The organism is Pseudomonas sp. G1002 (assembly GCF_013385455.1).
GTDB lineage: Bacteria > Pseudomonadota > Gammaproteobacteria > Pseudomonadales > Pseudomonadaceae > Aquipseudomonas.
This window is the reverse complement of sequence record NZ_JACAPY010000039.1, coordinates 29,965-52,835: the sequence shown is the minus strand read 5'-3', so window position 1 is coordinate 52,835 and position 22,871 is coordinate 29,965. Positions and strand designations below refer to the sequence as shown.

Sequence of the window (22,871 nt, the reverse complement as noted above, 5' to 3'; positions counted from 1 at the left end):
CGTCAGGAAGACTGGAAAGTCCGACGCTGGCGCAGCCATTCAAGGTCTTCCGGGCGCGTGACCTTGAGGTTGTCGGAACGGCCTTCGATCAGGCGAGGCGCATGCCCGGCCCATTCCATGGCCGAGGCTTCGTCGGTGATGACCACGTCCGAGACCAGGCTGTCGGCCAAGGCCCGGTGCAGCGCGCCAAGGTGGAACATCTGCGGGGTGTAGGCCTGCCAGATCGGCGTGCGATCAACCGTTTCCAACACACGCCCGTGCTTGTCGGCGCGCTTGAGGGTGTCCCGCGCCGGCACGGCCAGCAGCCCACCCACGCTGTCGTCGGCCAGTTCAAAGAGCAACTTGTCCAGGTCATCGCGGCTGAGGTTCGGCCGGGCGGCGTCATGCACCAGCACCCAATCGTCATCGCTGGCGCCCTGGCCGTGCAGGTAAAGCAAGGCATTGAGCACCGAACCCGAGCGTTCTTCGCCGCCGTCAACGCGCACAATGCGTGGGTCGGTGGCGCAAGCCAGGGTCGGCCAGTAAGGGTCATCCATCGCAACGCTGACCACCAGCCCCTTGAGGCCCGGATGATCGAGGAAACAGCCAAGGCTGTGTTCGAGAATAGTGCGCCCACCCAATTGCAAGTACTGCTTGGGACGGTCCGCGGCCATACGGGCACCCACGCCCGCGGCAGGAATCACGGCCCAGAAGGCCGGTGACGAAATGCTCATTGGGCCAACTGGTAGAGGGTTTCGCCCTCCTTGACCATGCCCAACTCATGGCGAGCCCGCTCTTCAACGGTCTCCATGCCTTTTTTCAATTCAAGTACTTCGGCATCGAGCACGCGATTGCGCTCCAGCAACACCTCGTTTTCGGCGTGCTGTGCGGCAATTTGCTGGGTCAGTTCGGTGACCTGCGCCAAGCTGCCATTCCCCACCCAAAGGCGGTACTGCAGGCCAGCCAGCAGCAAGAGCAAGACGAGGAACAACCAATTGGGACTGCGCATCGAATATCGGGTATCCAGTGAAAAAAGACAGCCATGCAAAATTTTTGCAGCAACTGATAGCACGAAGCCTGGAAAAACCAGGCTTGTGCTTGTTAGTCATGAGATTAGCGCCGAAACTCACGCTGCCGTGATTTTTCCGACGTAATCCGCTGACTTTTTACCATTTAACAATCAGCCGCGAAACTCGCTGCGACCGTTGTACTTGGCTTTGCCGCCCAGTTGCTCTTCGATACGCAGCAATTGGTTGTACTTGGAAACGCGATCGGAACGGCACAGGGAACCGGTCTTGATCTGCCCAGCCGAAGTGCCCACGGCCAGGTCGGCAATGGTCGAGTCTTCGGTTTCGCCGGAGCGGTGGGAGATCACGGCGGTGTAGCCCGCAGCCTTGGCCATCTGGATGGCTTCCAGGGTTTCGGTCAGGGTGCCGATCTGGTTGAACTTGATCAGGATCGAGTTGGCGATCTTTTTGTCGATGCCTTCTTTCAGGATCTTGGTGTTGGTCACGAACAGGTCGTCGCCCACCAGTTGGATCTTCTCGCCGATCTTGTCGGTCAACACTTTCCAGCCAGCCCAGTCGGACTCGTCCAGGCCGTCTTCGATCGAGATGATCGGGTAGCGCTCGGTCAGGCCCTTGAGGTAGTCAGCAAAACCTTCCGAGGTGAAGACGTGGCCTTCGCCGGACAGGTTGTACTTGCCGTCTTCGTAGAATTCGCTGGCCGCGCAGTCCAGGGCCAGGGTCACGTCGGTGCCCAGCTTGTAGCCAGCGTTGGCCACGGCTTCGGAGATCACTTTCAGTGCGTCTTCGTTGGACGCCAGGTTCGGCGCGAAACCACCTTCGTCACCCACTGCAGTGCTCAGGCCACGGGCCTTCAGCACAGCCTTGAGGTGATGGAAAATCTCGGTGCCCATGCGCAGGCCTTCGGAGAAGGTCTTGGCGCCAACCGGCTGCACCATGAATTCCTGGATGTCGACGTTGTTATCAGCGTGCTCGCCACCGTTGATGATGTTCATCATCGGAACCGGCATCGAGTAGACACCCGGAGTGCCGTTCAGGTTGGCGATGTGGGCGTACAGCGGCAGGTCCTGGTCCTGTGCAGCGGCCTTGGCAGCGGCCAGGGACACGGCGAGGATGGCGTTGGCGCCCAGGCTGCCTTTGTTTTCGGTACCGTCGAGCTTGATCATCGCGTGATCGAGGGCTTTCTGGTCAAGTGGATCCTTGCCCAGCAGCAGGTCGCGGATCGGGCCATTGATGTTGGCCACCGCCTTGAGTACACCCTTGCCCAGGTAACGGCTCTTGTCGCCATCACGCAGTTCCAGTGCTTCGCGGGAACCTGTGGAAGCACCGGACGGCGCGCAGGCGCTGCCGATGATGCCGTTATCGAGAAGCACGTCGGCTTCGACGGTAGGGTTGCCACGGGAGTCGAGAACTTCACGACCTTTGATGTCGACGATTTTTGCCATTGTTGTAAACACTCCAAAGTTGACGAAAACGACGCAGCTGAAGGAAATCTTTTGACCGACCGCAAGGGTGGAACAACGGGCAGGCTTGCAGGCGACAAGGCTCAGGCCTGCGGGCCTGAGCGTAAAGCGAGGGAAAGTCTACCGGAGAAATGGCGCTTACGCGGTCTCTACCGTCGGAAAACTCTTGACCAGGTCGTCCAACTGCTTCAACTGGGCCAGGAATGGCTCCAGCTTGTCCAGGCGCAGGGCGCATGGGCCGTCGCACTTGGCGTTGTCCGGGTCCGGGTGGGCTTCCAGGAACAATCCTGCCAGGGACTGGCTGATGCCGGCCTTGGCCAGGTCCAGTACCTGGGCACGGCGCCCGCCAGCGGAATCGGCGCGACCACCGGGCATTTGCAGCGCGTGGGTCACGTCGAAGAACACTGGGTATTCGAACTGTTTCATGATGCCGAAACCGAGCATGTCCACCACGAGGTTGTTGTAGCCGAAGCTCGAACCACGCTCGCAGAGGATCAACTGGTCGTTACCTGCTTCCACGCACTTGTTCAGGATATGTTTCATTTCCTGAGGCGCGAGGAACTGGGCTTTCTTGATATTGATCACAGCGCCGGTCTTGGCCATCGCGACCACGAGGTCGGTCTGGCGCGACAGGAAGGCCGGCAACTGGATGATGTCGCACACCTCGGCAACTACGGCAGCCTGCTCAGGCTCGTGGACGTCGGTGATGATCGGCACGCCGAAGGCTTGCTTGATGTCCTGGAAGATCCGCATGCCTTCTTCAAGGCCCGGGCCGCGGTAGGAGGTCACGGACGAACGGTTGGCCTTGTCGAAGCTGGCCTTGAATACGTAGGGGATACCGAGTTTCTCGGTCACCTTCACGTACTCTTCACAGACCTGCATCGCCATGTCGCGGCTTTCCAGCACGTTCATGCCGCCGAACAGCACCATGGGCTTGTCGTTGGCAATCTCGATGTCGCCTACGCGAATGATCTTCTGGGCCATCAGGTTTACGCCTTCTTCTGATGTTGCGTCAGTGCTGCTTTAACGAAGCCGCTGAACAACGGGTGACCGTCGCGCGGGGTCGAGGTGAACTCCGGGTGGAACTGGCAAGCCACGAACCATGGATGATCCGGTGCTTCAACCACTTCAACCAGCGCGCCATCACCGGAACGACCGGAGATTTTCAGGCCGGCTTCCATGATTTTCGGCAGCAGGTTGTTGTTCACTTCGTAGCGGTGACGGTGACGCTCGACAATCACGTCCTTGCCGTAGCAACCGTGAACCAGGGACCCCGGCTCCAGCAGGCAATCCTGCGCGCCGAGGCGCATGGTGCCGCCCAGGTCGGAGGCTTCGGTACGGGTTTCGACGGCGCCGGTGGCATCTTCCCACTCGGTGATCAGGCCCACGACCGGATGGCCGCTGGTGCGATCGAACTCGGTGGAGTTGGCGTCTTTCCAGCCCATTACGTTACGGGCGAACTCGATGACCGCCACTTGCATGCCCAGGCAGATACCCAGGTACGGCACCTTGTTCTCACGAGCGTACTGGACGGCAGTGATCTTGCCTTCCACGCCACGCAGACCGAAGCCGCCCGGAACCAGGATGGCATCAACGCCTTCCAGCAGCGCGGTGCCCTGGTTCTCGATGTCTTCGGAGTCGATGTAGCGCAGGTTGACCTTGGTACGGTTGCTGATGCCCGCGTGGCTCATCGCTTCGATCAGCGACTTGTAGGCGTCCAGCAGCTCCATGTACTTGCCGACCATGGCGATGGTGACTTCATGCTCAGGGTTGAGCTTGGCGTCGACCACGGCTTCCCACTCGGACAGATCGGCGCCGCCACATTGCAGGCCGAAGCGCTCGACGACAAAATCATCCAGGCCCTGGGAATGCAGGATGCCCGGGATCTTGTAGATGGTGTCGGCGTCTTCCAGGGCGATTACCGCACGTTCTTCAACGTTGGTGAACTGGGCGATCTTGCGACGGGACGCGATGTCGATCGCGTGGTCGGAGCGGCACACCAGCACGTCCGGCTGCAGGCCGATGGAACGCAGTTCCTTGACCGAGTGCTGGGTAGGCTTGGTTTTGGTTTCGCCGGCGGTGGCGATGTACGGCACCAGCGTCAGGTGCATCAGCATCGCGCGCTTGGCGCCGACTTCGAAACGCAACTGGCGGATGGCTTCGAGGAACGGTTGGGATTCGATGTCACCCACGGTGCCACCGATCTCGACCATCGCCACGTCGGCATCGCCTGCACCCTTGATGATGCGGCGCTTGATTTCGTCGGTGATGTGCGGGATCACCTGGATGGTTGCACCCAGGTAGTCACCACGGCGCTCCTTGCGCAGCACGTGCTCGTAGACACGGCCGGTGGTGAAGTTGTTGTTCTGGGTCATGGTCGTGCGGATGAACCGCTCGTAGTGGCCCAGGTCCAGGTCGGTCTCGGCGCCGTCGTGGGTGACGAACACTTCACCGTGCTGGAACGGGCTCATGGTGCCCGGGTCAACGTTGATGTACGGGTCCAGCTTGAGCATGGTGACCTTAAGTCCCCGCGCCTCCAGGATGGCCGCCAATGAAGCGGAGGCAATGCCTTTCCCCAATGAAGAAACAACACCGCCCGTGACGAATATGTAGCGCGTCATGAAAAACCCTAGAAGTCTGCGTTAAAGCGGTCCGAGCCGCCGGGGAAAGCGAAGGAAGGCCGAAGCCCCCGATCACCTGCATTAATCACAGTGCACCTTTCAAAAAAACCGCCGCGTTGTGACAGACCAGCAATGAAACACCGGTACGTTGATCGCTACACATTTTTTGGAATCGCCCAGCAAAGACTGCTTGGTAATCGGCAACTGCTGCGATTCAGGCGAATCCACAGAAGTTGTATCAAGAAGGGAGCGTAGTCTACCGGAAAGGCTCTATCAGCTCAAACCTTGATCGCAGGTTGGTGGCATCCAATGTAATTGCCAGCCGGTACCGCCACCCGCCGCAAGCCCCGGCAGGTTGGCCACAGCCAGCAATTGCTGGCCCTGATACAGCAGCGGCAATCTGCCACGGATGAAGCCTGGCACCGCACTTTCGTTAAGCAAGCGCTTCAGATCGCGCCGGCCCCGGCCTGGCAATTCCATGATTTCACCGCCCTGGCGATAACGGATGCTCAGGGGGCCTTCGGGTGCACTGCCGCTGAAGCGCACTTGGCCGTTACCGGGTAACTGTAGTGGGTTTTGCGGGCGCGGCCAGCTCACCGATGCGTCAGAAAATTCCGACCAACTGGCAGGTAACCACCAGATAAGTCCACCACAACGGTGCAATTGACCGTCGGCCAGGCGCCACAGTGGCTGTGCATCGTGTTTGGCGTCGCGCAAGGTCGCCCAGCCGGTCCAGTGGTCGCTGTCGGGCAAGCGTGTCAGCGGTGTCAGCCAGTGCATGAGTGCGTTGCGCTGGCGGGCCTCGGAGAGCGCGGCAAGCGGTTCAAGGGTCAGCGAAGGCAATGCCAGCCAGGGAAACACCGGGTGCTGGCTGGCGGCCAGCAGGTCCATCTGCGCCAGTTCGTCGAGCAGCCCCTGGGCTTCGCTCAAATGTTCAGCGCCACGGGCCATGGTGCTGACGGCCTGGGGCCACCGCTCGGTCAACTGCGGGAAAACATGGTGGCGCAGGTAATTGCGGGAGAAACGCGGATCAGCGTTCGACGGGTCTTCGATCCAGGTCAATTGATGTTCACGGGCGTAGGCTTCAAGCTCGGCGCGAGACACATCCAGCAAGGGTCGCACCAGATAGCCATCTGCCAAAGGGCGCTGCGCGGGCATTGCCGCCAGGCCACGCACGCCAGCCCCACGCAACAGCCGAAACAGTAAGGTTTCTGCCTGATCGTCACGGTGCTGGCCCGTGACCAGCAACTCCCCCGCCCCGATGACCTCGGCAAACGCCTGATACCGCGCGTCACGGGCCGCGCGCTCCAGGCTCGCGCCAGGTTGCACCTGCACGCGGATCACCCGCAAAGGCACGCCCAAGGCGTCGCACACGAACTGGCAATGGGCCGGCCACGCATCCGCCGCAGCTTGCAGCCCATGATGAACATGGATAGCGCTGAGTGGCGGGAGCTTGTCGATTTTGGCCCGCGTGGCCAGGAGGTGCAGCAGGACGGTGGAGTCGAGGCCGCCGGAGAAGGCGATATGCCAGGCCGGGGCGCAGCGCCAGGGCGCGACGGCTTGCAGGAGCTTGGCGGTTAACGTGGGCTTCATAGCAAAGTACGCCATCAATCTGGAATGCGATAACCCAGCATACACAAGGCAAATGTGGGAGCGGGCTTGCTCGCGAATGCAGTGTGTCAGTCGCCAACTATCTTGACTGAATCACCGCCTTCGCGAGCAAGCCCGCTCCCACACAAGCCAGCTCCCACATTTAGTAACGCGTCGGCTTAGAGACCGTAGCTCATCAGGCGCTCGTAACGACGGGCCAGCAGCGCCTCGTTGTCGAACTTCTTGAGCATCGCCAGCTGCGAGCTGAGTTCGGCACGAATGGTCGCGGCAGCGGCAGCCGGGTCACGGTGGGCGCCGCCCAATGGCTCGGCGATCACTTTATCCACGATACCCAGGCCTTTCAGGCGATCGGCAGTGATGCCCATGGCTTCCGCGGCATCCGGTGCCTTCTCGGCGGTTTTCCACAGGATCGAGGCGCAACCTTCCGGCGAGATCACCGCATAGGTGGAATATTGCAGCATGTTCAGCTGGTCGCAGACGCCAATCGCCAATGCGCCGCCGGAACCGCCTTCGCCGATCACGGTAGCGATGATTGGCGTCTTCAGGCGCGCCATTACCCGCAGGTTCCAGGCAATCGCTTCGCTCTGGTTGCGCTCTTCAGCGTCGATACCCGGGTAGGCGCCCGGGGTGTCGATGAAGGTCAGGATCGGCATCTTGAAGCGCTCGGCCATTTCCATCAGGCGACAGGCCTTGCGGTAGCCTTCAGGGCGCGGCATGCCGAAGTTGCGGCGGACTTTCTCGCGCACTTCACGGCCTTTCTGGTGACCGATGACCATCACTGGCTGGTCGTCCAGGCGAGCGATACCGCCCACGATGGCGGCATCGTCGGAGAAGTGACGATCGCCGTGCAGCTCATCGAACTCGGTAAAGATATGGTCGATGTAGTCCAGGGTGTACGGACGGCGCGGGTGGCGGGCCAGGCGCGCGATCTGCCAGCTGGTCAGCTTGCCGAAGATGTCTTCGGTAAGCGTGCTGCTCTTGTCTTGCAGGCGAGCGATTTCATCGCCGATATTCAGCGAATTGTCATTGCCGACCAGGCGCAGCTCTTCGATCTTGGCTTGCAGGTCAGCGATCGGCTGTTCGAAATCAAGAAAATTCGGGTTCATAAGCGTCCGTCTTGGGTCGACGGCCAAGGAGTGCCTGGCCAGCCGGTTGTCTATTCGCGCCCTACCTTAAGGGAGAGGCGCGGTTAGGTCGAGATTAAATGTTCGGTCGAGATCAGGCGATCTTCGTACTGCCTGACCGTCAACGGTATTGGAGGAAGACGTTGTCACGCCCGAACTGGTCACGCAATGCTTGAATCAAGCCATCGGCGGGGTCAATTCGCCACGTCTCGCCAAACTGCAACATCGCCTTGGCGTCGTTGCCGGTGTACTCCATGGTCACCGGGCAGGCGCCACGGTGGCGTTTAAGCAAGTCACCCAACCAGCGTAGCTGATCACCTTTGAGCGCATCGGTCTTGACCTTCAGGCGCAGGCTTTCGGCCAGGTTGGTGCGAGCATCTTCCATGCTCATCACGCGCTTGATCCGCAGGCGCAGGCCGCCGGAGAAGTCGTCGTTGCTGACCTCCCCTTCCACCACCACCATCGCGTCGGTCTGCAACAGCGACTGGGCGGAATGGAAGGCATCGGCAAACAGCGAGGCTTCGATCCGGCCCGAGCGGTCGTCGAGGGTGATGAAACCCATCTTGTCGCCCTTTTTATTCTTCATCACCCGCAGCGCGATGATCATGCCTGCGACGGTCTGGGTATCCCGCGCCGGCTTCAGGTCGATGATGCGCTGGCGGGCGAAACGCCGGATTTCACCTTCATATTCGTCAATCGGGTGACCGGTGAGGTACAGGCCCAGGGTGTCTTTCTCACCCTTGAGGCGCTCCTTGAGGGTCAGGTCCTTGGCCTTGCGATGGTTGGCGTAGACGTCGGCATCTTCTTCGACGAACAGCCCCCCAAACAGGTCGGCGTGGCCGCTGTCGTGGGTGCGTGCGGTCTGCTCGGCGGCCTTGATCGCTTCTTCCATGGCGGTCAGCAATACCGCGCGGTTGCGGTCGATATTGGCCTGGTACGCCTTCGGCTCATCGTGGAAGTACGGGCCCAGGCGATCCAGGGCGCCGCTGCGGATCAAGCCATCCAGAGTACGTTTGTTGATGCGCTTGAGGTCGACCCGGGCGCAGAAATCGAACAGGTCCTTGAACGGCCCGTCCTGACGCGCTTCGGTAATCGCCTCCACCGGGCCTTCGCCCACGCCCTTGATCGCGCCGAGGCCATAGATGATGCGGCCTTCGTCGTTCACCGTGAACTTGAACTCGGAAGTGTTCACGTCCGGCGCGTCGAGGCGCAGCTTCATGGTGCGCACTTCCTCGATCAAGGTCACGACCTTGTCGGTGTTGTGCATATCCGCAGACAGTACCGCCGCCATGAACGGCGCCGGGTAGTGAGCTTTCAGCCACGCAGTCTGGTAAGACACCAGGCCATAGGCGGCAGAGTGGGATTTGTTGAAGCCGTAACCGGCGAACTTTTCCACCAGGTCGAAGATGTTACCGGCCAGGTCGGCATCGATGTTGTTGGTGGCGCAACCTTCAATGAAGCCACCGCGCTGCTTGGCCATTTCCTCGGGCTTTTTCTTACCCATGGCTCGACGCAGCATGTCCGCGCCGCCGAGGGTATAGCCGGCCATGACCTGGGCAATCTGCATCACCTGTTCTTGATACAGGATGATGCCGTAGGTCGGTGCCAGTACCGGCTTGAGACCTTCGTACTGGTAGTCGGAGTGCGGGTAAGCCAGCTCGGCACGCCCGTGCTTACGGTTGATGAAGTCATCCACCATGCCCGATTGCAGCGGGCCCGGACGGAACAGGGCCACCAGTGCGATCAAGTCTTCCAGGCAGTCGGGCTTGAGCTTTTTGATCAGCTCTTTCATGCCGCGGGATTCAAGCTGGAACACGGCCGTGGTTTCGGCTTTTTGCAGCAGGCTGTAGGTCGGCTTGTCATCCAGCGGGATAAACGCGATATCCAGCGGTGGCTCATTGACCTTGGCGCGGTCGCGGTTGATGGTCTTCAGCGCCCAGTCGATGATCGTCAGGGTACGCAGGCCGAGGAAGTCGAACTTCACCAGGCCGGCCGCCTCCACGTCGTCCTTGTCGAACTGGGTTACCAGGCCGTCGCCTTCTTCGTCGCAATAGATCGGCGAAAAGTCGGTCAGCTTGGTAGGCGCGATTACTACACCACCGGCGTGTTTACCGACGTTACGCACCACGCCTTCGAGCTTGCGCGCCATGTCCCAGATTTCAGCCGCTTCTTCATCGACCTTGATGAAGTCCCGCAGGATTTCTTCCTGCTCGTAGGCTTTTTCCAGGGTCATGCCGACCTCAAACGGAATCATCTTCGACAGGCGGTCAGCCAGGCCGTAGGACTTGCCCTGTACCCGGGCCACGTCGCGGATTACCGCTTTCGCCGCCATGGAACCGAAGGTGATGATCTGGCTTACCGCGTTGCGGCCGTACTTCTCGGCCACGTACTCAATAACCCGGTCGCGACCATCCATGCAGAAGTCGACGTCGAAGTCGGGCATCGATACCCGTTCCGGGTTAAGGAAACGTTCGAACAGCAGGTCGTATTCCAGCGGGTCGAGGTCGGTGATCTTCTGCACATAGGCCACCAGCGACCCAGCACCCGATCCACGGCCAGGCCCCACCGGCACGCCGTTGCTTTTGGCCCACTGGATAAAGTCCATTACGATCAGGAAGTAACCGGGGAACCCCATCTGGATAATGATATCCAGCTCGAAATTCAGGCGGTCGACGTAGACCTGGCGCTTGGCTTCATAATCTTCAGTGGTGTCCTTGGGCAGCAGGACGCTCAGGCGTTCCTCCAAACCGTCGAACGAGACCTTGCGGAAATACTCGTCGATGGTCATGCCATCGGGAATCGGGAAGTTGGGCAGGAAGTGCTTGCCCAGCTTCACTTCAATATTGCAGCGCTTGGCAATTTCGACGGAGTTTTCCAGGGCCTCGGGCAGGTCACTGAACAGCTCGGCCATTTCATCGGCGCTTTTGAGGTACTGCTCTTCGCTGTAGTTTTTCGAGCGGCGCGGATCGTCCAGCGCCCGGCCTTCGCCGATGCATACGCGGGTTTCGTGGGCCTCGAAGTCTTCCTTCTTGATAAAGCGCACATCGTTGGTCGCGACCAGCGGCGCGCCAAGCTTTTCAGCCAGGGCCACAGCGGCGTGCAACTGCTCTTCATCGTTGGGGCGGTTGGTGCGCTGGATTTCCAGGTAGAAACGGTTGGGGAACACCTCCATCCACTCACGGGCGAGCACTTCAGCCTCATGAGGATTGCCGCCCAACAGCGCGATACCGATTTCACCCTCTTTGGCCGCCGAGAGCATGATCAGCCCTTCGCTGGCTTCGGCCACCCACTCGCGCTCGATGATGATCGAGCCATTGCGCTGGCCATCGATAAAGCCACGGGAAATCAGTTCGGTGAGGTTGCGATAACCCACGCCGTTCATCGCCAACAGGCTGATGCGGCTCAGTGGGTTATCCGGGTCCTTGTTCGACAGCCACAGGTCGGCACCGCAGATCGGCTTGATGCCGGCGCCCATGGCGGCCTTGTAGAACTTGACCAGGGAACACATGTTGTTCTGGTCGGTCACCGCCACGGCAGGCATGTTCATGCCCACCAGCGTTTTGACCAGGGGTTTGATCCGTACCAGGCCGTCGACCAGGGAGTATTCAGTGTGCAGGCGCAGGTGAACGAATGAAGCCGGCATAGTGATCCTGTACAAAACGTGGAGACAACAAGGCCCGGATTGTACCGGGCCTTGGCAAAAACATCAGCCTTGCTGCTAAACCTCGATCAGGCTTTCCCGAGCCTCGAAAGCCTGGCGAACCGGGGCAAACGAGCGGCGGTGGATCGGGGTCGGGCCCAGGCGAGCCAAAGCTTCCAGATGAACGGGCGTTGGATAGCCTTTGTGCCCGCCGATGCCGTAGCCGGGATAGATCAATTCGAAAGCCGCCATTTCACGGTCACGGCTGACCTTGGCCAGGATCGATGCAGCGGCAATCGCCGGCACTTTGCTATCACCCTTGACCACCGCTTCTGCGGGCATCGTCAGCTTCGGGCAGCGGTTGCCGTCGATCATCGCCATTTTTGGCGTGATATGCAGGCCTTCAATGGCGCGCTGCATGGCCAGCATGGTGGCGTGCAGGATGTTCAGTTTGTCGATCTCTTCGACTTCAGCGCGGGCGATGTGCCAACTCAGGGCTTTCTCGCAGATCTCGTCGTAGAGTTTTTCGCGACGGGCTTCGGTGAGTTTCTTCGAATCGTTGAGGCCAAGGATCGGACGGTTTGGATCGAGAATCACCGCGGCGGTGACGACTGCGCCGCACAGCGGGCCGCGTCCGACTTCGTCAACACCGGCAACCAGGTCAAGGGCATCGGCGACCAGGCTGAAATCCAGGCCCATTTGCGTCTTCATAGGGCTTCCTGCTTATGACCGATCAACGTCAGCACGGCATCCGCCGCCTGGTTCGACGCATCACGGCGCAAGGTGCGGTGAATTTCGTCGAAACCACGGGTCTGCTCTTCGCCACCGTCGATCAACGGGAAAAGGGTTTGCGCCAGGGCTTCAGGCGTCGCATCGTCCTGCAACAACTCGGGCACCAACAGACGCTGGGCCAGCAAATTCGGCAGGGAGATGTAGGGGCTTTTGACCATACGCTTGAGAATCCAGTAGGTCAGCGGCGCCAGGCGATAGGCAACGACCATTGGGCGCTTGTAGAGCAAGGCCTCAAGGGTCGCGGTGCCGGAGGCGATCAGCACCGCATCGCACGCCGCCAGTGCCAGGTGCGAGCCCCCGTCGAGCAGGGTCAACGGCAAGTTGCGCCCTACAAGCAATTCTTCAATTTGTGCACGGCGCTGAGGACTGGCGCATGGCAATACGAAGCGCACACCCGGCTTCAGCGCCTGCAGGCGTTCGGCTGCATCAAAAAACAGCGCGCCGAGACGACCGACTTCGCCACCACGGCTCCCCGGCATCAAGGCCACCAGCGGACCTTCGGGCAAACCCAGTTCGGCACGCGCGGCAGCACGGTCGGCCTGCAGAGGAATGGTATCGGCCAGGGTGTGCCCGACAAACCGCACCGGGACGCCCTTCTCTTCGTAGAACCTGGCCTCGAAGGGCAGCAGGGTCAGCATCAGGTCGCAGCCTTCGCGAATCTTCAGCACGCGCTTTTGCCGCCACGCCCACACGGACGGGCTGACGTAATGCACGGTCTTGATCCCGGCCTGACGCAATTTGAGTTCGATATTGAGGGTGAAGTCCGGCGCGTCGATTCCGATAAAGACGTCGGGCTTTTCTTCGATCAGGGTCTGGATCAGCTTTTTGCGACGGGCCAGCAGCTCGCGCAAACGGCCCAGCACCTCCACCAGCCCCATGACCGACAAGCGTTCCATAGGGAAGTAGGACGTCAGGCCTTCAGCCTGCATCAACGGACCGCCGACACCGATGAATTCAACCGCCGGATGCTGGAGCTTGAGGGCCCGCATCAGGCCTGCACCGAGAATATCGCCGGAAGCTTCTCCGGCCACCAACGCTATACGCAGCCTGGCCATGATCAGCGGGTGATGCCGCGAGTCGACGACTGGATAGAGTCACGAAATATCGCGACTTCCGGAAACAATGCGGCTGGCTCCGTCAGTTCGATCAAGGCCTGGTCGACCGTCAGCCCCTGGCGGTAAACCACCTTGTAGGCGCGGCGCAGGGCGTGGATCGCGTCTTCGCTGAAGCCCCGACGGCGCATGCCTTCGAAGTTCATGCTGCGGGCCTCGGCCGGGTTGCCGAATACGGTGACGAACGCCGGAACGTCCTTGCCGATGGCGGTACCCATGCCGGAAAAGCTGTGGGCGCCGATATGGCAGTACTGATGCACCAGGGTAAAGCCGGACAGGATCGCCCAATCGTCAACGTGCACATGGCCGGCCAACGCAGTGTTGTTGACCAGGATGCAATGGTTGCCGATTACGCTGTCATGACCGATATGCGCATAAGCCATCACCAGGTTGTGGTCACCCAGGGTAGTCTCGGCACGGTCCTGGACGGTACCGCGGTGAATGGTCACGCCTTCACGGATGATGTTGTGATCACCGATTACCAGACGTGTTTCTTCACCCTTGTACTTCATGTCCGGGGTGTCTTCGCCTATCGATGAGAACTGATAGATACGATTGTGTTTGCCAATCCTCGTCGGGCCTTTGAGGATCACATGCGGCCCGATGACTGTCCCCTCGCCGATTTCCACACCTGCGCCGACGATCGACCAAGGGCCGACCTCAACGTCGGCGGCCAGTACGGCCGTCGGATCGATGATTGCGCGAGGGTCAATCAAACTCATAGTTTGCGTTCCGCACAGATGATTTCAGCCGAGCACACCGGCTTGCCGTCGACCGAGGCCTGGCATTCGAACTTCCAGATCTGGCGCTTGCAGCTGATGAACTTGGCTTCAAGGATCAACTGGTCACCCGGAGTTACCGGGTTGCGGAAGCGCAGTTTGTCAGAGCCCACGAAATAGTAGAGCGTGCCATCGGCAGGCTTCAGGTCGAGCATTTTGAAACCAAGGATACCGGCAGCCTGGGCCATCGCTTCGATGATCAATACGCCTGGCATGATGGGATGCGCAGGGAAGTGACCGTTGAAGAACGGTTCGTTGATGCTGACATTCTTGTAGGCACGAATGCGCTTTTCCTCAACATTGAGGTCCGTGACCCGGTCCACCAGCAGGAACGGGTAACGGTGAGGCAGGTATTCGCGAATCTCGTTGATGTCCATCATTTCGGGGGGAAGCCTGTAATAAAGATTGGGAGCGTGCGGACTAAGGCACGCCCCTCTAGCAAATCAAGGAGGCAGTCTAGCGGCTGTGCACACTTGATATGGAAATGGTATCAGCCATCTGATGAAGCATTACCGCCAGGGGTCACGTCCCCAACACGCTTTTCCAGATGTTTCAGGCGCCGAGCGATATCGTCGAGCTGCCTCAGACGCGCCGCGCTCTTGCGCCATTCGGCCGCAGGCTGCATGGCCGTTCCGGATGAATAGGACCCAGGCTCGGTAATCGAATGGGTCACCATGGTCATGCCGGTGATGAATACGTTGTCGCACACTTCGATATGGCCCACCAGGCCAACACCCCCGGCGAGCATGCAATGCTTGCCGATCCTGGTGCTGCCGGAGATCCCCACGCAGGCGGCCATGGCGGTGTGATCGCCAATCTGCACGTTGTGGGCGATCTGAATCTGGTTATCCAGTTTCACGCCGTTACCAATGACGGTATCGGCCAGGGCCCCGCGGTCAACGGCAGTGTTGACGCCAATTTCAACGTCATCGCCAATCAACACGCCGCCCACTTGGGCAATCTTGTGCCAGACACCCTTCGAGTTGGCGAAGCCGAAGCCCTCGCCGCCGATCACGGCACCGGACTGAATCACCACACGCTCACCGATACGCACGTCGTGGTACAGGGTCACACGCGGAGCCAGCCAGCCACCGGCACCAATCTCGCTGCGCGCGCCGATAAAACACTGGGCACCCAGCGTTACACCCGCCCCGATGCGTGCACCGCTTTCAATCACCACAAAAGCACCGATGCTCGCGGCAGGGTCAACCTGAGCGTCATCGGCGATCACCGCCGTCGGATGGATACCGGCGGGGGCCTTGGGTTTCGGATCGAACAGGTGCGACACCCGGGCATACGCCAGGTACGGATCGGCAACAACCAGCGCGTCCCCGGCAAAACCTTCGGCGTCAGCGGCCTTCAGCAGCACGGCTGCGGCGCGGCTTTCGCCCAGGTATTTACGGTATTGGGGGTTTGCCAGGAAGCTCAACTGAGCTGGGCCAGCCTCCTGCAAGGTGGCTAGCCCAGTGATTTCCTTCTCCGCGGAGCCACGCAAGGTGGCTCCCAGGAACTCGGCCAATTGGCCGAGCTTGATAGTCGCAGTCATGGCTTACTTCAGCTGATTCATGCGCTCGATCACCTGACGGGTGATGTCGTACTGAGGTTTAACGTCGATGACCGCACCGCGTTCGAATACCAGGTCAAAGGCACCTTTCTTGATGACTTCTTCCACAGCGCTGTCGAGTTTCGGCTTCAGCTGCTTGAGCATTTCGCGGTCGGCAACAGCCTTGGCTTCGTTCAGCTCCTTGGACTGGAACTGGTAGTCACGGGCCTTTTGCTTGAATTCAAGCTCCAGACGCTCGCGCTCGCCTTGCTGCATCTTGTCGCCACCGGCTACCAGACGATCCTGGATGCCCTTGGCGCTGCTTTCCAGCGTCTTGAGCTTGGTCAGTTGAGGACCGAATTTCTTCTCGGCATCTACGGCATATTTCTTGGCCGCATCGGATTCCAGCAGCGCCATCTGATAGTTCAGAACGGCAATTTTCATTTCGGCAAAGGCCGGGGTCGCTACCAGGACAGTCGCCAGGAGAACCAATTGAGTCAACTTACGCACGATGCACTCCTACAGAATCCGTTGTCGTTATCTTGGGTCAGACGCTTAGAACGTCTGGCCGAGGGAGAATTGGAAAATCTGGGTTTCAGCGTTATCCGGTTTCTTGACCGGCATGGCCAGAGCAAAGCTCAATGGGCCAAGCGCGGTAACCCAGGTCACACCGACACCGACAGAGCTTGCCAGGTTGCTGAAGCTCACGTCGTTGCACTGCGTGTTGGACTTCGAGCCATTCGGGTTGGTGACCTGTTCGCACTTGGAGTCGAACACGTTACCCACATCCCAGAAGACCGAAGTACGCAGGGAACGTTGATCTTTAACGAATGGCAGCGGGAACAGAATCTCAGCACCACCCTGGATCAGCACGTTACCACCGAATGGCAGCGGGTCGTTGTCCGAGTCAGCCACAGTCCCCTGGTTACCGGTCACACCCACGCCACGGCTTGGGGTACCACGAGGACCCAAGGTGCTGTCTTTGAAACCACGTACCGAGTTGAAACCACCCGCATAGTAGTTCTCATAGAACGGCAAGCCGCTGGTCGAACCATAACCATCGCCATAACCCAATTCGGTGTGCAGGCGCATGGTGTAGTTTTCGCTCAATGGCTGGAACAACTGGCCACGGTAGTCGAGTTTGAAGAACGACAGGTCGCTGCCCGGCGTGGTGGCTTCCAGAGTCAGGCTCTGGGAATGGCCACGGGTCGCCAGTACACCTTTGTTCAGGGTCGATTCCGACCAACCGGCCGAAGCCTTGAAGTTCAGGAACTGGTCGCCTTCTTTACGCACGAAGTTGAAGATCTCATCCACGGTGTACACACCGGTCTTGATCTTGTCCTGCTGCGCGGTCAGGCCGAAGGTCAGACGCGAGGTCTCACTGATCGGGTAACCAATGTTGGCACCAACACCGAAGCTGTCGATTGCATAGCTTGCAACGTCAACGTCGAGGTCTTTGTAGTCGGTTGTGCGATAGAAGGCGTTGTAGCCCAGGCTCACGCCGTCAGCAGTCCAGTAGGGGTCGACATAACCGAAGTTATAGCGGCTCTGGTATTCGCTTCGGGTCAGGCCGATGGAAACCTTGTTACCGGTACCGAGGAAGTTGTTCTGGGTGATCGAACCACCGAGGATCAGGCCGGCACTCTGGGCGAAACCGACACTGGCGGTAATCGAACCGGAGGCTTGCTCTTCTACGGCGTAGTTCACGTCAACCTGGTCATCCACACCCGGTACAGCCGGGGTTTCAACGTTGACTTCCTTAAAGAAGCCCAGGCGCTCGAGGCGAACCTTGGACTGGTCGATCAGGTAAGTCGACGCCCAGCCACCTTCCATCTGACGCATTTCGCGGCGCAGCACTTCGTCGGCAGACTTGGTGTTGCCACGGAAGTTGATGCGGTTCACGTAGGCACGCTTGCCCGGGTCTACAACGAAGGTGATGTCCACGGTGTGGTCTTCGTCGTGCGGGGTCGGTACGCCGTTGACGTTGGCGAAGGTATAGCCTTCGTTACCCAGGCGACGGGTGATCAGCTCGGAGGTGGTGGTCATCAGCTTGCGCGAGAACACCTGGTCCTTCTGCACCAGCAACAGGGACTTGACCTGGTCTTCAGGCACTTTCAAGTCGCCGCTGAGCTTGACGTCACGAACCTTGTACTTCTCGCCTTCGTTGACGTTGACAGTGATATAGACGTGCTTCTTGTCCGGGGTGATGGACACCTGGGTCGAAGCGATATCCATGTTGATATAGCCGCGGTCCAGGTAGTAGGAACGCAGGCGCTCCAGGTCACCGGAGAGTTTTTCACGGGCATACTTGTCATCGTTCTTGAAGAACGACAGCCAGTTGGTGGTCTTGAGTTCGAACAGGTCGATCAGGTCGTCATCAGCAAACTTGGTGTTACCCACCACGTTGATGTGCTGGATGGCCGCCACGGTGCCTTCGTTGATGTTGACCTTCAGGCCGACGCGGTTACGCGGTTGCGGCACCACTTCGGTCTCGACGGTAGCCGAGTAACGACCCTGGGCAACGTACTGGCGTTGCAGTTCGTTACGCACGCCTTCGAGGGTGGCACGCTGGAAGATCTCGCCTTCGGCAAGGCCGGATTGCTTGAGGCCTTTCATCAAGTCTTCAGTGGAGATCGCCTTGTTGCCTTCGATCTCGATACTGGCGACAGAAGGTCGCTCGACGACAGTGATGACGAGGACGTTACCTTCGCGACCCAGTTGGATATCTTGAAAGAACCCGGTTTTGAACAGCGCACGAGTGGATTCCACCAGGCGACGGTCATCAGCCTGTTCCCCGACGTTCAACGGCAAGGCACCAAAGACGCTACCCGCGGAAACCCGCTGGAGGCCGTTGACGCGAATATCGGAGATGGTGAAGGACTCGGCGTGAACTTCGGCGATCATCAATACGGTGAGAACCGCAGTTAGCAGCAGACGTTTCATGAAGTCCTTTCTTATTCCAACTGGCAATAAACAAACTGCCGCAAAATGCGGCAGATTCGCAATTCAGCGAAGCGTTACAGTCGTCCCAGATCGTTGACCAGGGCTAATAACATCACCCCGACCACCAAACTGATACCGATCTGTATCCCCCAACCCTGCACCCGATCCGACAAGGGGCGACCACGCGCCCACTCGACCAGATAAAACAACAGATGCCCCCCATCCAATACTGGAATGGGCAACAAATTCAGAACCCCAAGGCTAATACTCAGATAAGCCAGGAAATTCAGGAAATCTACAACGCCCGACTGGGCAGAAGCGCCCGCCACTTTAGCAATGGTTATCGGTCCACTCAAGTTTTTTACCGAGAGCTCGCCGAACAACATTTTCTTGAGGGAATCGAGGGTCAGCACACTCATGGTCCAGGTGCGTCTCGCACCCTCGCCAATCGCTGCCAACGGCCCGAAGCTGACCTCTCGAACCATCGAAGGTGGCCAATCGACACCTTTGACGCCGGCCCCCAGGTAACCCCCGGCTGCCTTGGCTTCCCCACGAACCGCCAGGGTCACAGGGACGTCGATTTGAGCACCATCGCGCTCAACTTTCAGCACAATTTTGGTATCAGGGCGTACACGCACCAGGTCGACCACCTGCTGCCAGTCACTCAGCGCCTGGCCATCGAGGGCCAGCAGGCGATCACCGGTTTTCAGACCCGCGGCCTGGGCCGGCCCCTTCGGATCCAGCTCCGCCAGCACCGGCGGCAAGGCCGGACGCCATGGGCGAATGCCCAGGGATTTGATCGGGTCAGGCTCATCGGAGCCTTTCAGCCAGTGATCCAGGGCCAGCTCGCGCGAGCTTTCGGTGGTGGAATCCTGATCGCGCACCACCAGTTTCACGATGCCGCTTTCACCCAAGCGACGCACCAACTGCAAATTGACGGCACCCCAGCCGGTGGTTGGCTCGCCATCAACTGCAACAATTTCTTGCCCGGCAGTCAGGCCGGCCTTCGCCGCCATGCTGTCGGCCTCGACGGCACCGATCACCGGACGCACCTGCTGGCTACCCAACATGGCCAGGACCCAGAAGAACACCATCGCCAACAGGAAATTCGCGATCGGGCCTGCCGCGACGATGGCGATGCGCTGACGAACGGTCTTGCGGTTGAAGGATTGATCCAACTGATCAGCCGGCACTTCGCCTTCGCGCTCGTCGAGCATCTTGACGTAGCCGCCCAATGGAATGGCCGCAATTACGAACTCGGTGCCACGACGGTCGTGCCAGCGCAGCAACGGCATGCCGAAGCCTACGGAAAAGCGCAGTACCTTGACGCCGCAACGACGCGCGACCCAGAAATGGCCGAACTCGTGGAAGGTAACCAGCACACCCAGAGCAACCAGGGTGCCGACAATCATGTAGAGCGCACTCATCTAATTTCTCCGCATTTCAATCCAGTGCCTGAAGGCTTGAACACACCCAGAGGCTAACGCGTATTGCGGCTCAACCACTGCTCGGTCAAGGCCCGGGCCTTTGCATCCGCTTCGAACACCGCGCCCAGATCATTCACCGGGACGACGGGCTCAAGGCTCAAGACGTCCTCGATGATACCCGCGATCTGCGGAAAGCGGATGCGCCGGTCCAGAAACGCCGCCACAGCCACTTCATTGGCCGCATTCAGCATCGCCGGGGCACTGTTACCCGCCTCCGCAGCTTGCCGCGCAAGACGCAGGCAAGGGAAGCGTTGCTCGTCGGGCGCTTCGAAGTCCAGACGGGCAATGGCAAACAGATCCAGCGGCGCAACACCCGAGTCAATCCGCTCAGGCCATGCCAGGGCATTGGCGATCGGCGTACGCATGTCCGGATTGCCCAGTTGGGCCAATACCGAGCCATCCACATAGTCCACCAGGGAATGAATCACACTTTGCGGGTGGATCACCACCTCGACCTGGTCCGGCCGGGCATCGAACAACCAGCAGGCCTCAATCAGCTCCAGGCCCTTGTTCATCATGCTCGCTGAATCCACCGAGATCTTGCGCCCCATGGACCAGTTCGGGTGAGCGCACGCCTGATCGGGAGAAACATGTTCCAGATCGGCCAGCGGCGTCTGCCGGAACGGGCCACCGGAGGCTGTCAGCAGAATCCGGCGCACGCCGACCTGGCTCAACCCGCGGGCGAAATCACCAGGCATGCATTGGAAAATCGCGTTGTGCTCGCTGTCGAGCGGCAACAGCACGGCGCCGCTCTTGCGCACCGCCTGCATGAAGAGTGCCCCGGACATCACCAGGGCTTCTTTGTTGGCCAGCAGAATCTTCTTGCCCGCATCAACGGCCGCCAGGGTCGGGCGCAAGCCGGCAGCGCCGACAATCGCCGCAACCACGGTGTCGACCTCAGGGTCTGCCGAAACCTGGCACAACCCCTCCTCCCCCACCAATACCTGAGTCGCCAGGCCCGCAGCGCGCAAGTCATCCTGCAAACCACGTGCAACTGCCGCTTCGGGCACTACTGCGTATTGCGGCGCGTGCCGCACACACAGTGCCAGCAGTTCACTCAGGCGACTGAAACCGGTCAAGGCGAATACTTGATAACGCTCGGGATGACGGGCAATCACATCCAGGGTGCTTAGCCCCACCGAGCCGGTAGCGCCCAGCACGGTTACCTGCTGCAGGCGGCTCACGAGGCAGCCATCCACAGCAGTACGGCAAAGATCGGGATCGCGGCAGTCAGGCTGTCGATACGGTCCAGCACGCCACCGTGACCCGGCAGCAGGTTACTGCTGTCCTTGATCCCGGCCTGGCGCTTGAACATGCTTTCGGTCAGGTCACCGACCACCGAGATGAACACCACCACGGCTGCGCCCACCAGGCCCAGTAGCATTTCCTTGACGGTCCAGCCACGCACCACACCGACCACCACGGTAATCACCAGGGTCAACGCCAGGCCGCCATATACGCCTTCCCAGCTTTTGCCCGGACTGACCGCCGGCGCCAGCTTGCGCTTGCCGAAGGCACGCCCGGAGAAATAGGCGCCGATATCGGCACCCCACACCAGGACCATCACCGCCATGATCAGCCAGTTACCCAGTTGCATGTGCTTGATGTAGACCAGGCCTTGCCAGGCAGGCAACAGAATCAAAAGGCCAATCACCAGCTTGCAGGCGACACTGGACCAATGACTGCTGGTGCCCGGATAGGTCAGCACCAGATAGGTCGCCAACGCCCACCACAACACCGCCGCACCCAGCACCCAGGGCGCCACGTCCGGCAGGATGTACATCAGGAACATCAACAACGCCACGACAGCGGCATACATCACACGAGGCAACTGCGCGGCGAAACCCGCCAGGCGCGCCCATTCCCAGGCACCCAGGGTCACAACCAGGCCGATGAACAGCGCGAAGTTCGCACCTTCAAGCAGGAAAAACCCGCACAGGGCAATAGGCAGCAGGATCAGCGCCGTGATGATTCGTTGTTTAAGCATTAAACCCGGGCTCCAGCTTCGATCTGCTCGCTCGTTTTACCGAAGCGACGCTGACGGGAAGCGAAATCGGCCAGCGCATTGCGCATGGCATCGTGTTTGAAGTCCGGCCAGAACAGGTCGGAGAAGTACAGTTCGGTATAGGCCAACTGCCACAACAGGAAGTTGCTGATGCGATGGTCGCCACCGGTACGAATGCACAGGTCCGGCAACGGCAGGTCGCCGGTCACCAGGCAGGTTTGCAAGAGTTCGGGGGTAATGTCTTCCGGGCGCAGATGGCCGGCCTGCACTTCCCGCGCCAGACGCTGCGCGGCCTGGGCAATATCCCACTGGCCGCCGTAGTTGGCTGCGATCTGCAGCACAAAACGGTTGCTGCCGGCAGTGATCGCCTCGGCTTCGCGCATGGCCGCCTGCAGCTCCGGATGAAACCGCGAACGGTCACCGATGATACGCAGGCTGATGTTGTTCTCGTTCAGGCGCTTGGCCTCGCGGCGCAGGGCCTTGAAGAACAGGTCCATCAAGGCACTGACCTCCTCGGCCGGGCGCTGCCAGTTTTCACTGGAGAACGCGAACAGGGTCAATACTTCGACCTTGGCCTCGGCGCACACCTCGATCACGGCTCGTACAGCGTCGACACCCGCTTTATGCCCGGCAACGCCCGGCATAAAGCGCTTCTTCGCCCAGCGATTATTCCCGTCCATGATGATCGCGACATGGCGCGGCACCACGGAGGGCACAGTCTGCTTGGTCTTTTCCATGAAGGCGTCC

At 59.9% G+C, this 22,871-nt stretch carries 19 protein-coding genes; all 19 read right to left on the bottom strand.

The window, feature by feature from the left end; translation table 11 throughout:
• Window positions 1–2 precede the first annotated feature (2 nt).
• Entirely contained in the window at window positions 3–713 is a 711-nt protein-coding gene (gene ispD, locus HX801_RS26115; RefSeq protein WP_003219291.1) for a 2-C-methyl-D-erythritol 4-phosphate cytidylyltransferase, read from the bottom strand.
• The gene (gene ftsB, locus HX801_RS26110) at window positions 710–988 is read right to left on the bottom strand and encodes a cell division protein FtsB (protein ID WP_003219292.1); all 279 of its coding nucleotides are present in this window, start codon (window positions 986–988) and stop codon (window positions 710–712) included. Before ftsB ends, ispD begins: the two co-directional genes overlap by 4 nt.
• Before the next feature lie 171 nt (window positions 989–1,159).
• Window positions 1,160–2,449, bottom strand: coding sequence for a phosphopyruvate hydratase (gene eno / locus HX801_RS26105; protein WP_003219294.1), 1,290 nt, complete (start codon window positions 2,447–2,449; stop codon window positions 1,160–1,162).
• Window positions 2,450–2,605: 156 nt separating this feature from the next.
• Window positions 2,606–3,451: a 3-deoxy-8-phosphooctulonate synthase gene (gene kdsA / locus HX801_RS26100; RefSeq protein WP_003219295.1), complete on the bottom strand. Its 846-nt coding sequence runs from the start codon at window positions 3,449–3,451 to the stop codon at window positions 2,606–2,608.
• 5 nt (window positions 3,452–3,456) lie between these two features.
• Window positions 3,457–5,088: a CTP synthase gene (locus HX801_RS26095; RefSeq protein ID WP_177022987.1), complete on the bottom strand. Its 1,632-nt coding sequence runs from the start codon at window positions 5,086–5,088 to the stop codon at window positions 3,457–3,459.
• A 273-nt stretch (window positions 5,089–5,361) separates the two neighbouring features.
• Entirely contained in the window at window positions 5,362–6,681 is a 1,320-nt protein-coding gene (gene tilS / locus HX801_RS26090; RefSeq protein WP_177022986.1) for a tRNA lysidine(34) synthetase TilS, read from the bottom strand.
• A 176-nt stretch (window positions 6,682–6,857) separates the two neighbouring features.
• A complete protein-coding gene (locus tag HX801_RS26085) occupies window positions 6,858–7,805 on the bottom strand; it encodes an acetyl-CoA carboxylase carboxyltransferase subunit alpha (RefSeq protein ID WP_003219302.1) in 948 nt (315 codons plus the stop codon).
• Window positions 7,806–7,944: 139 nt separating this feature from the next.
• Window positions 7,945–11,466, bottom strand: a complete 3,522-nt coding sequence (gene dnaE / locus HX801_RS26080) for a DNA polymerase III subunit alpha (RefSeq protein ID WP_177008896.1) — start codon at window positions 11,464–11,466, stop codon at window positions 7,945–7,947.
• A 75-nt stretch (window positions 11,467–11,541) separates the two neighbouring features.
• Window positions 11,542–12,174 (bottom strand): ribonuclease HII, encoded by a 633-nt coding sequence (gene rnhB, locus HX801_RS26075; protein WP_003219305.1) that lies wholly within the window; start codon window positions 12,172–12,174, stop codon window positions 11,542–11,544.
• Window positions 12,171–13,310 (bottom strand): lipid-A-disaccharide synthase, encoded by a 1,140-nt coding sequence (gene lpxB / locus HX801_RS26070; RefSeq protein WP_087694922.1) that lies wholly within the window; start codon window positions 13,308–13,310, stop codon window positions 12,171–12,173. The genes rnhB and lpxB overlap by 4 nt, the downstream gene beginning before the upstream one ends.
• Before the next feature lie 2 nt (window positions 13,311–13,312).
• Window positions 13,313–14,089: an acyl-ACP--UDP-N-acetylglucosamine O-acyltransferase gene (gene lpxA / locus HX801_RS26065; RefSeq protein ID WP_003219308.1), complete on the bottom strand. Its 777-nt coding sequence runs from the start codon at window positions 14,087–14,089 to the stop codon at window positions 13,313–13,315.
• On the bottom strand, window positions 14,086–14,526 hold the full coding sequence (fabZ, locus tag HX801_RS26060; protein WP_003219309.1) for a 3-hydroxyacyl-ACP dehydratase FabZ: 441 nt from the start codon (window positions 14,524–14,526) through the stop codon (window positions 14,086–14,088). Before fabZ ends, lpxA begins: the two co-directional genes overlap by 4 nt.
• 110 nt (window positions 14,527–14,636) lie before the next feature.
• Window positions 14,637–15,692 carry a UDP-3-O-(3-hydroxymyristoyl)glucosamine N-acyltransferase gene (gene lpxD / locus HX801_RS26055; RefSeq protein WP_102368229.1) on the bottom strand — a complete coding sequence of 352 codons (1,056 nt, stop codon included), beginning with the start codon at window positions 15,690–15,692 and terminating at the stop codon, window positions 14,637–14,639.
• Between the two features lie 3 nt (window positions 15,693–15,695).
• Window positions 15,696–16,199, bottom strand: a complete 504-nt coding sequence (locus HX801_RS26050; RefSeq protein WP_003219314.1) for an OmpH family outer membrane protein — start codon at window positions 16,197–16,199, stop codon at window positions 15,696–15,698.
• A gap of 45 nt (window positions 16,200–16,244) precedes the next feature.
• Window positions 16,245–18,632: an outer membrane protein assembly factor BamA gene (gene bamA / locus HX801_RS26045; RefSeq protein ID WP_008432225.1), complete on the bottom strand. Its 2,388-nt coding sequence runs from the start codon at window positions 18,630–18,632 to the stop codon at window positions 16,245–16,247.
• Window positions 18,633–18,706: 74 nt separating this feature from the next.
• Entirely contained in the window at window positions 18,707–20,059 is a 1,353-nt protein-coding gene (gene rseP, locus HX801_RS26040) for a sigma E protease regulator RseP (RefSeq protein WP_177022985.1), read from the bottom strand.
• 53 nt (window positions 20,060–20,112) lie between these two features.
• On the bottom strand, window positions 20,113–21,303 hold the full coding sequence (gene ispC, locus HX801_RS26035) for a 1-deoxy-D-xylulose-5-phosphate reductoisomerase (RefSeq protein WP_087694925.1): 1,191 nt from the start codon (window positions 21,301–21,303) through the stop codon (window positions 20,113–20,115).
• Window positions 21,300–22,106, bottom strand: coding sequence for a phosphatidate cytidylyltransferase (locus tag HX801_RS26030; RefSeq protein WP_177022984.1), 807 nt, complete (start codon window positions 22,104–22,106; stop codon window positions 21,300–21,302). The genes ispC and HX801_RS26030 overlap by 4 nt, the downstream gene beginning before the upstream one ends.
• Complete coding sequence (gene uppS / locus HX801_RS26025; RefSeq protein WP_003219323.1) at window positions 22,106–22,861, bottom strand: polyprenyl diphosphate synthase; 756 nt, start codon at window positions 22,859–22,861, stop codon at window positions 22,106–22,108. The genes HX801_RS26030 and uppS overlap by 1 nt, the downstream gene beginning before the upstream one ends.
• Window positions 22,862–22,871 lie beyond the last annotated feature (10 nt).

Coding starts and splice junctions, on each gene's coding strand:
- dnaE (WP_177008896.1), bottom strand. CDS start 11,466: ATGCCGGCTTCATTCGTTCACCTGCGCCTGCACACTGAATACTCCCTG.
- fabZ (WP_003219309.1), bottom strand. CDS start 14,526: ATGATGGACATCAACGAGATTCGCGAATACCTGCCTCACCGTTACCCG.
- lpxD (WP_102368229.1), bottom strand. CDS start 15,692: ATGACTGCGACTATCAAGCTCGGCCAATTGGCCGAGTTCCTGGGAGCC.
- rseP (WP_177022985.1), bottom strand. CDS start 20,059: ATGAGTGCGCTCTACATGATTGTCGGCACCCTGGTTGCTCTGGGTGTG.
- HX801_RS26095 (WP_177022987.1), bottom strand. CDS start 5,088: ATGACGCGCTACATATTCGTCACGGGCGGTGTTGTTTCTTCATTGGGG.
- eno (WP_003219294.1), bottom strand. CDS start 2,449: ATGGCAAAAATCGTCGACATCAAAGGTCGTGAAGTTCTCGACTCCCGT.
- ftsB (WP_003219292.1), bottom strand. CDS start 988: ATGCGCAGTCCCAATTGGTTGTTCCTCGTCTTGCTCTTGCTGCTGGCT.
- ispD (WP_003219291.1), bottom strand. CDS start 713: ATGAGCATTTCGTCACCGGCCTTCTGGGCCGTGATTCCTGCCGCGGGC.
- rnhB (WP_003219305.1), bottom strand. CDS start 12,174: ATGAAGACGCAAATGGGCCTGGATTTCAGCCTGGTCGCCGATGCCCTT.
- lpxB (WP_087694922.1), bottom strand. CDS start 13,310: ATGGCCAGGCTGCGTATAGCGTTGGTGGCCGGAGAAGCTTCCGGCGAT.
- HX801_RS26085 (WP_003219302.1), bottom strand. CDS start 7,805: ATGAACCCGAATTTTCTTGATTTCGAACAGCCGATCGCTGACCTGCAA.
- uppS (WP_003219323.1), bottom strand. CDS start 22,861: ATGGAAAAGACCAAGCAGACTGTGCCCTCCGTGGTGCCGCGCCATGTC.
- kdsA (WP_003219295.1), bottom strand. CDS start 3,451: ATGGCCCAGAAGATCATTCGCGTAGGCGACATCGAGATTGCCAACGAC.
- HX801_RS26030 (WP_177022984.1), bottom strand. CDS start 22,106: ATGCTTAAACAACGAATCATCACGGCGCTGATCCTGCTGCCTATTGCC.
- tilS (WP_177022986.1), bottom strand. CDS start 6,681: ATGAAGCCCACGTTAACCGCCAAGCTCCTGCAAGCCGTCGCGCCCTGG.
- bamA (WP_008432225.1), bottom strand. CDS start 18,632: ATGAAACGTCTGCTGCTAACTGCGGTTCTCACCGTATTGATGATCGCC.
- lpxA (WP_003219308.1), bottom strand. CDS start 14,089: ATGAGTTTGATTGACCCTCGCGCAATCATCGATCCGACGGCCGTACTG.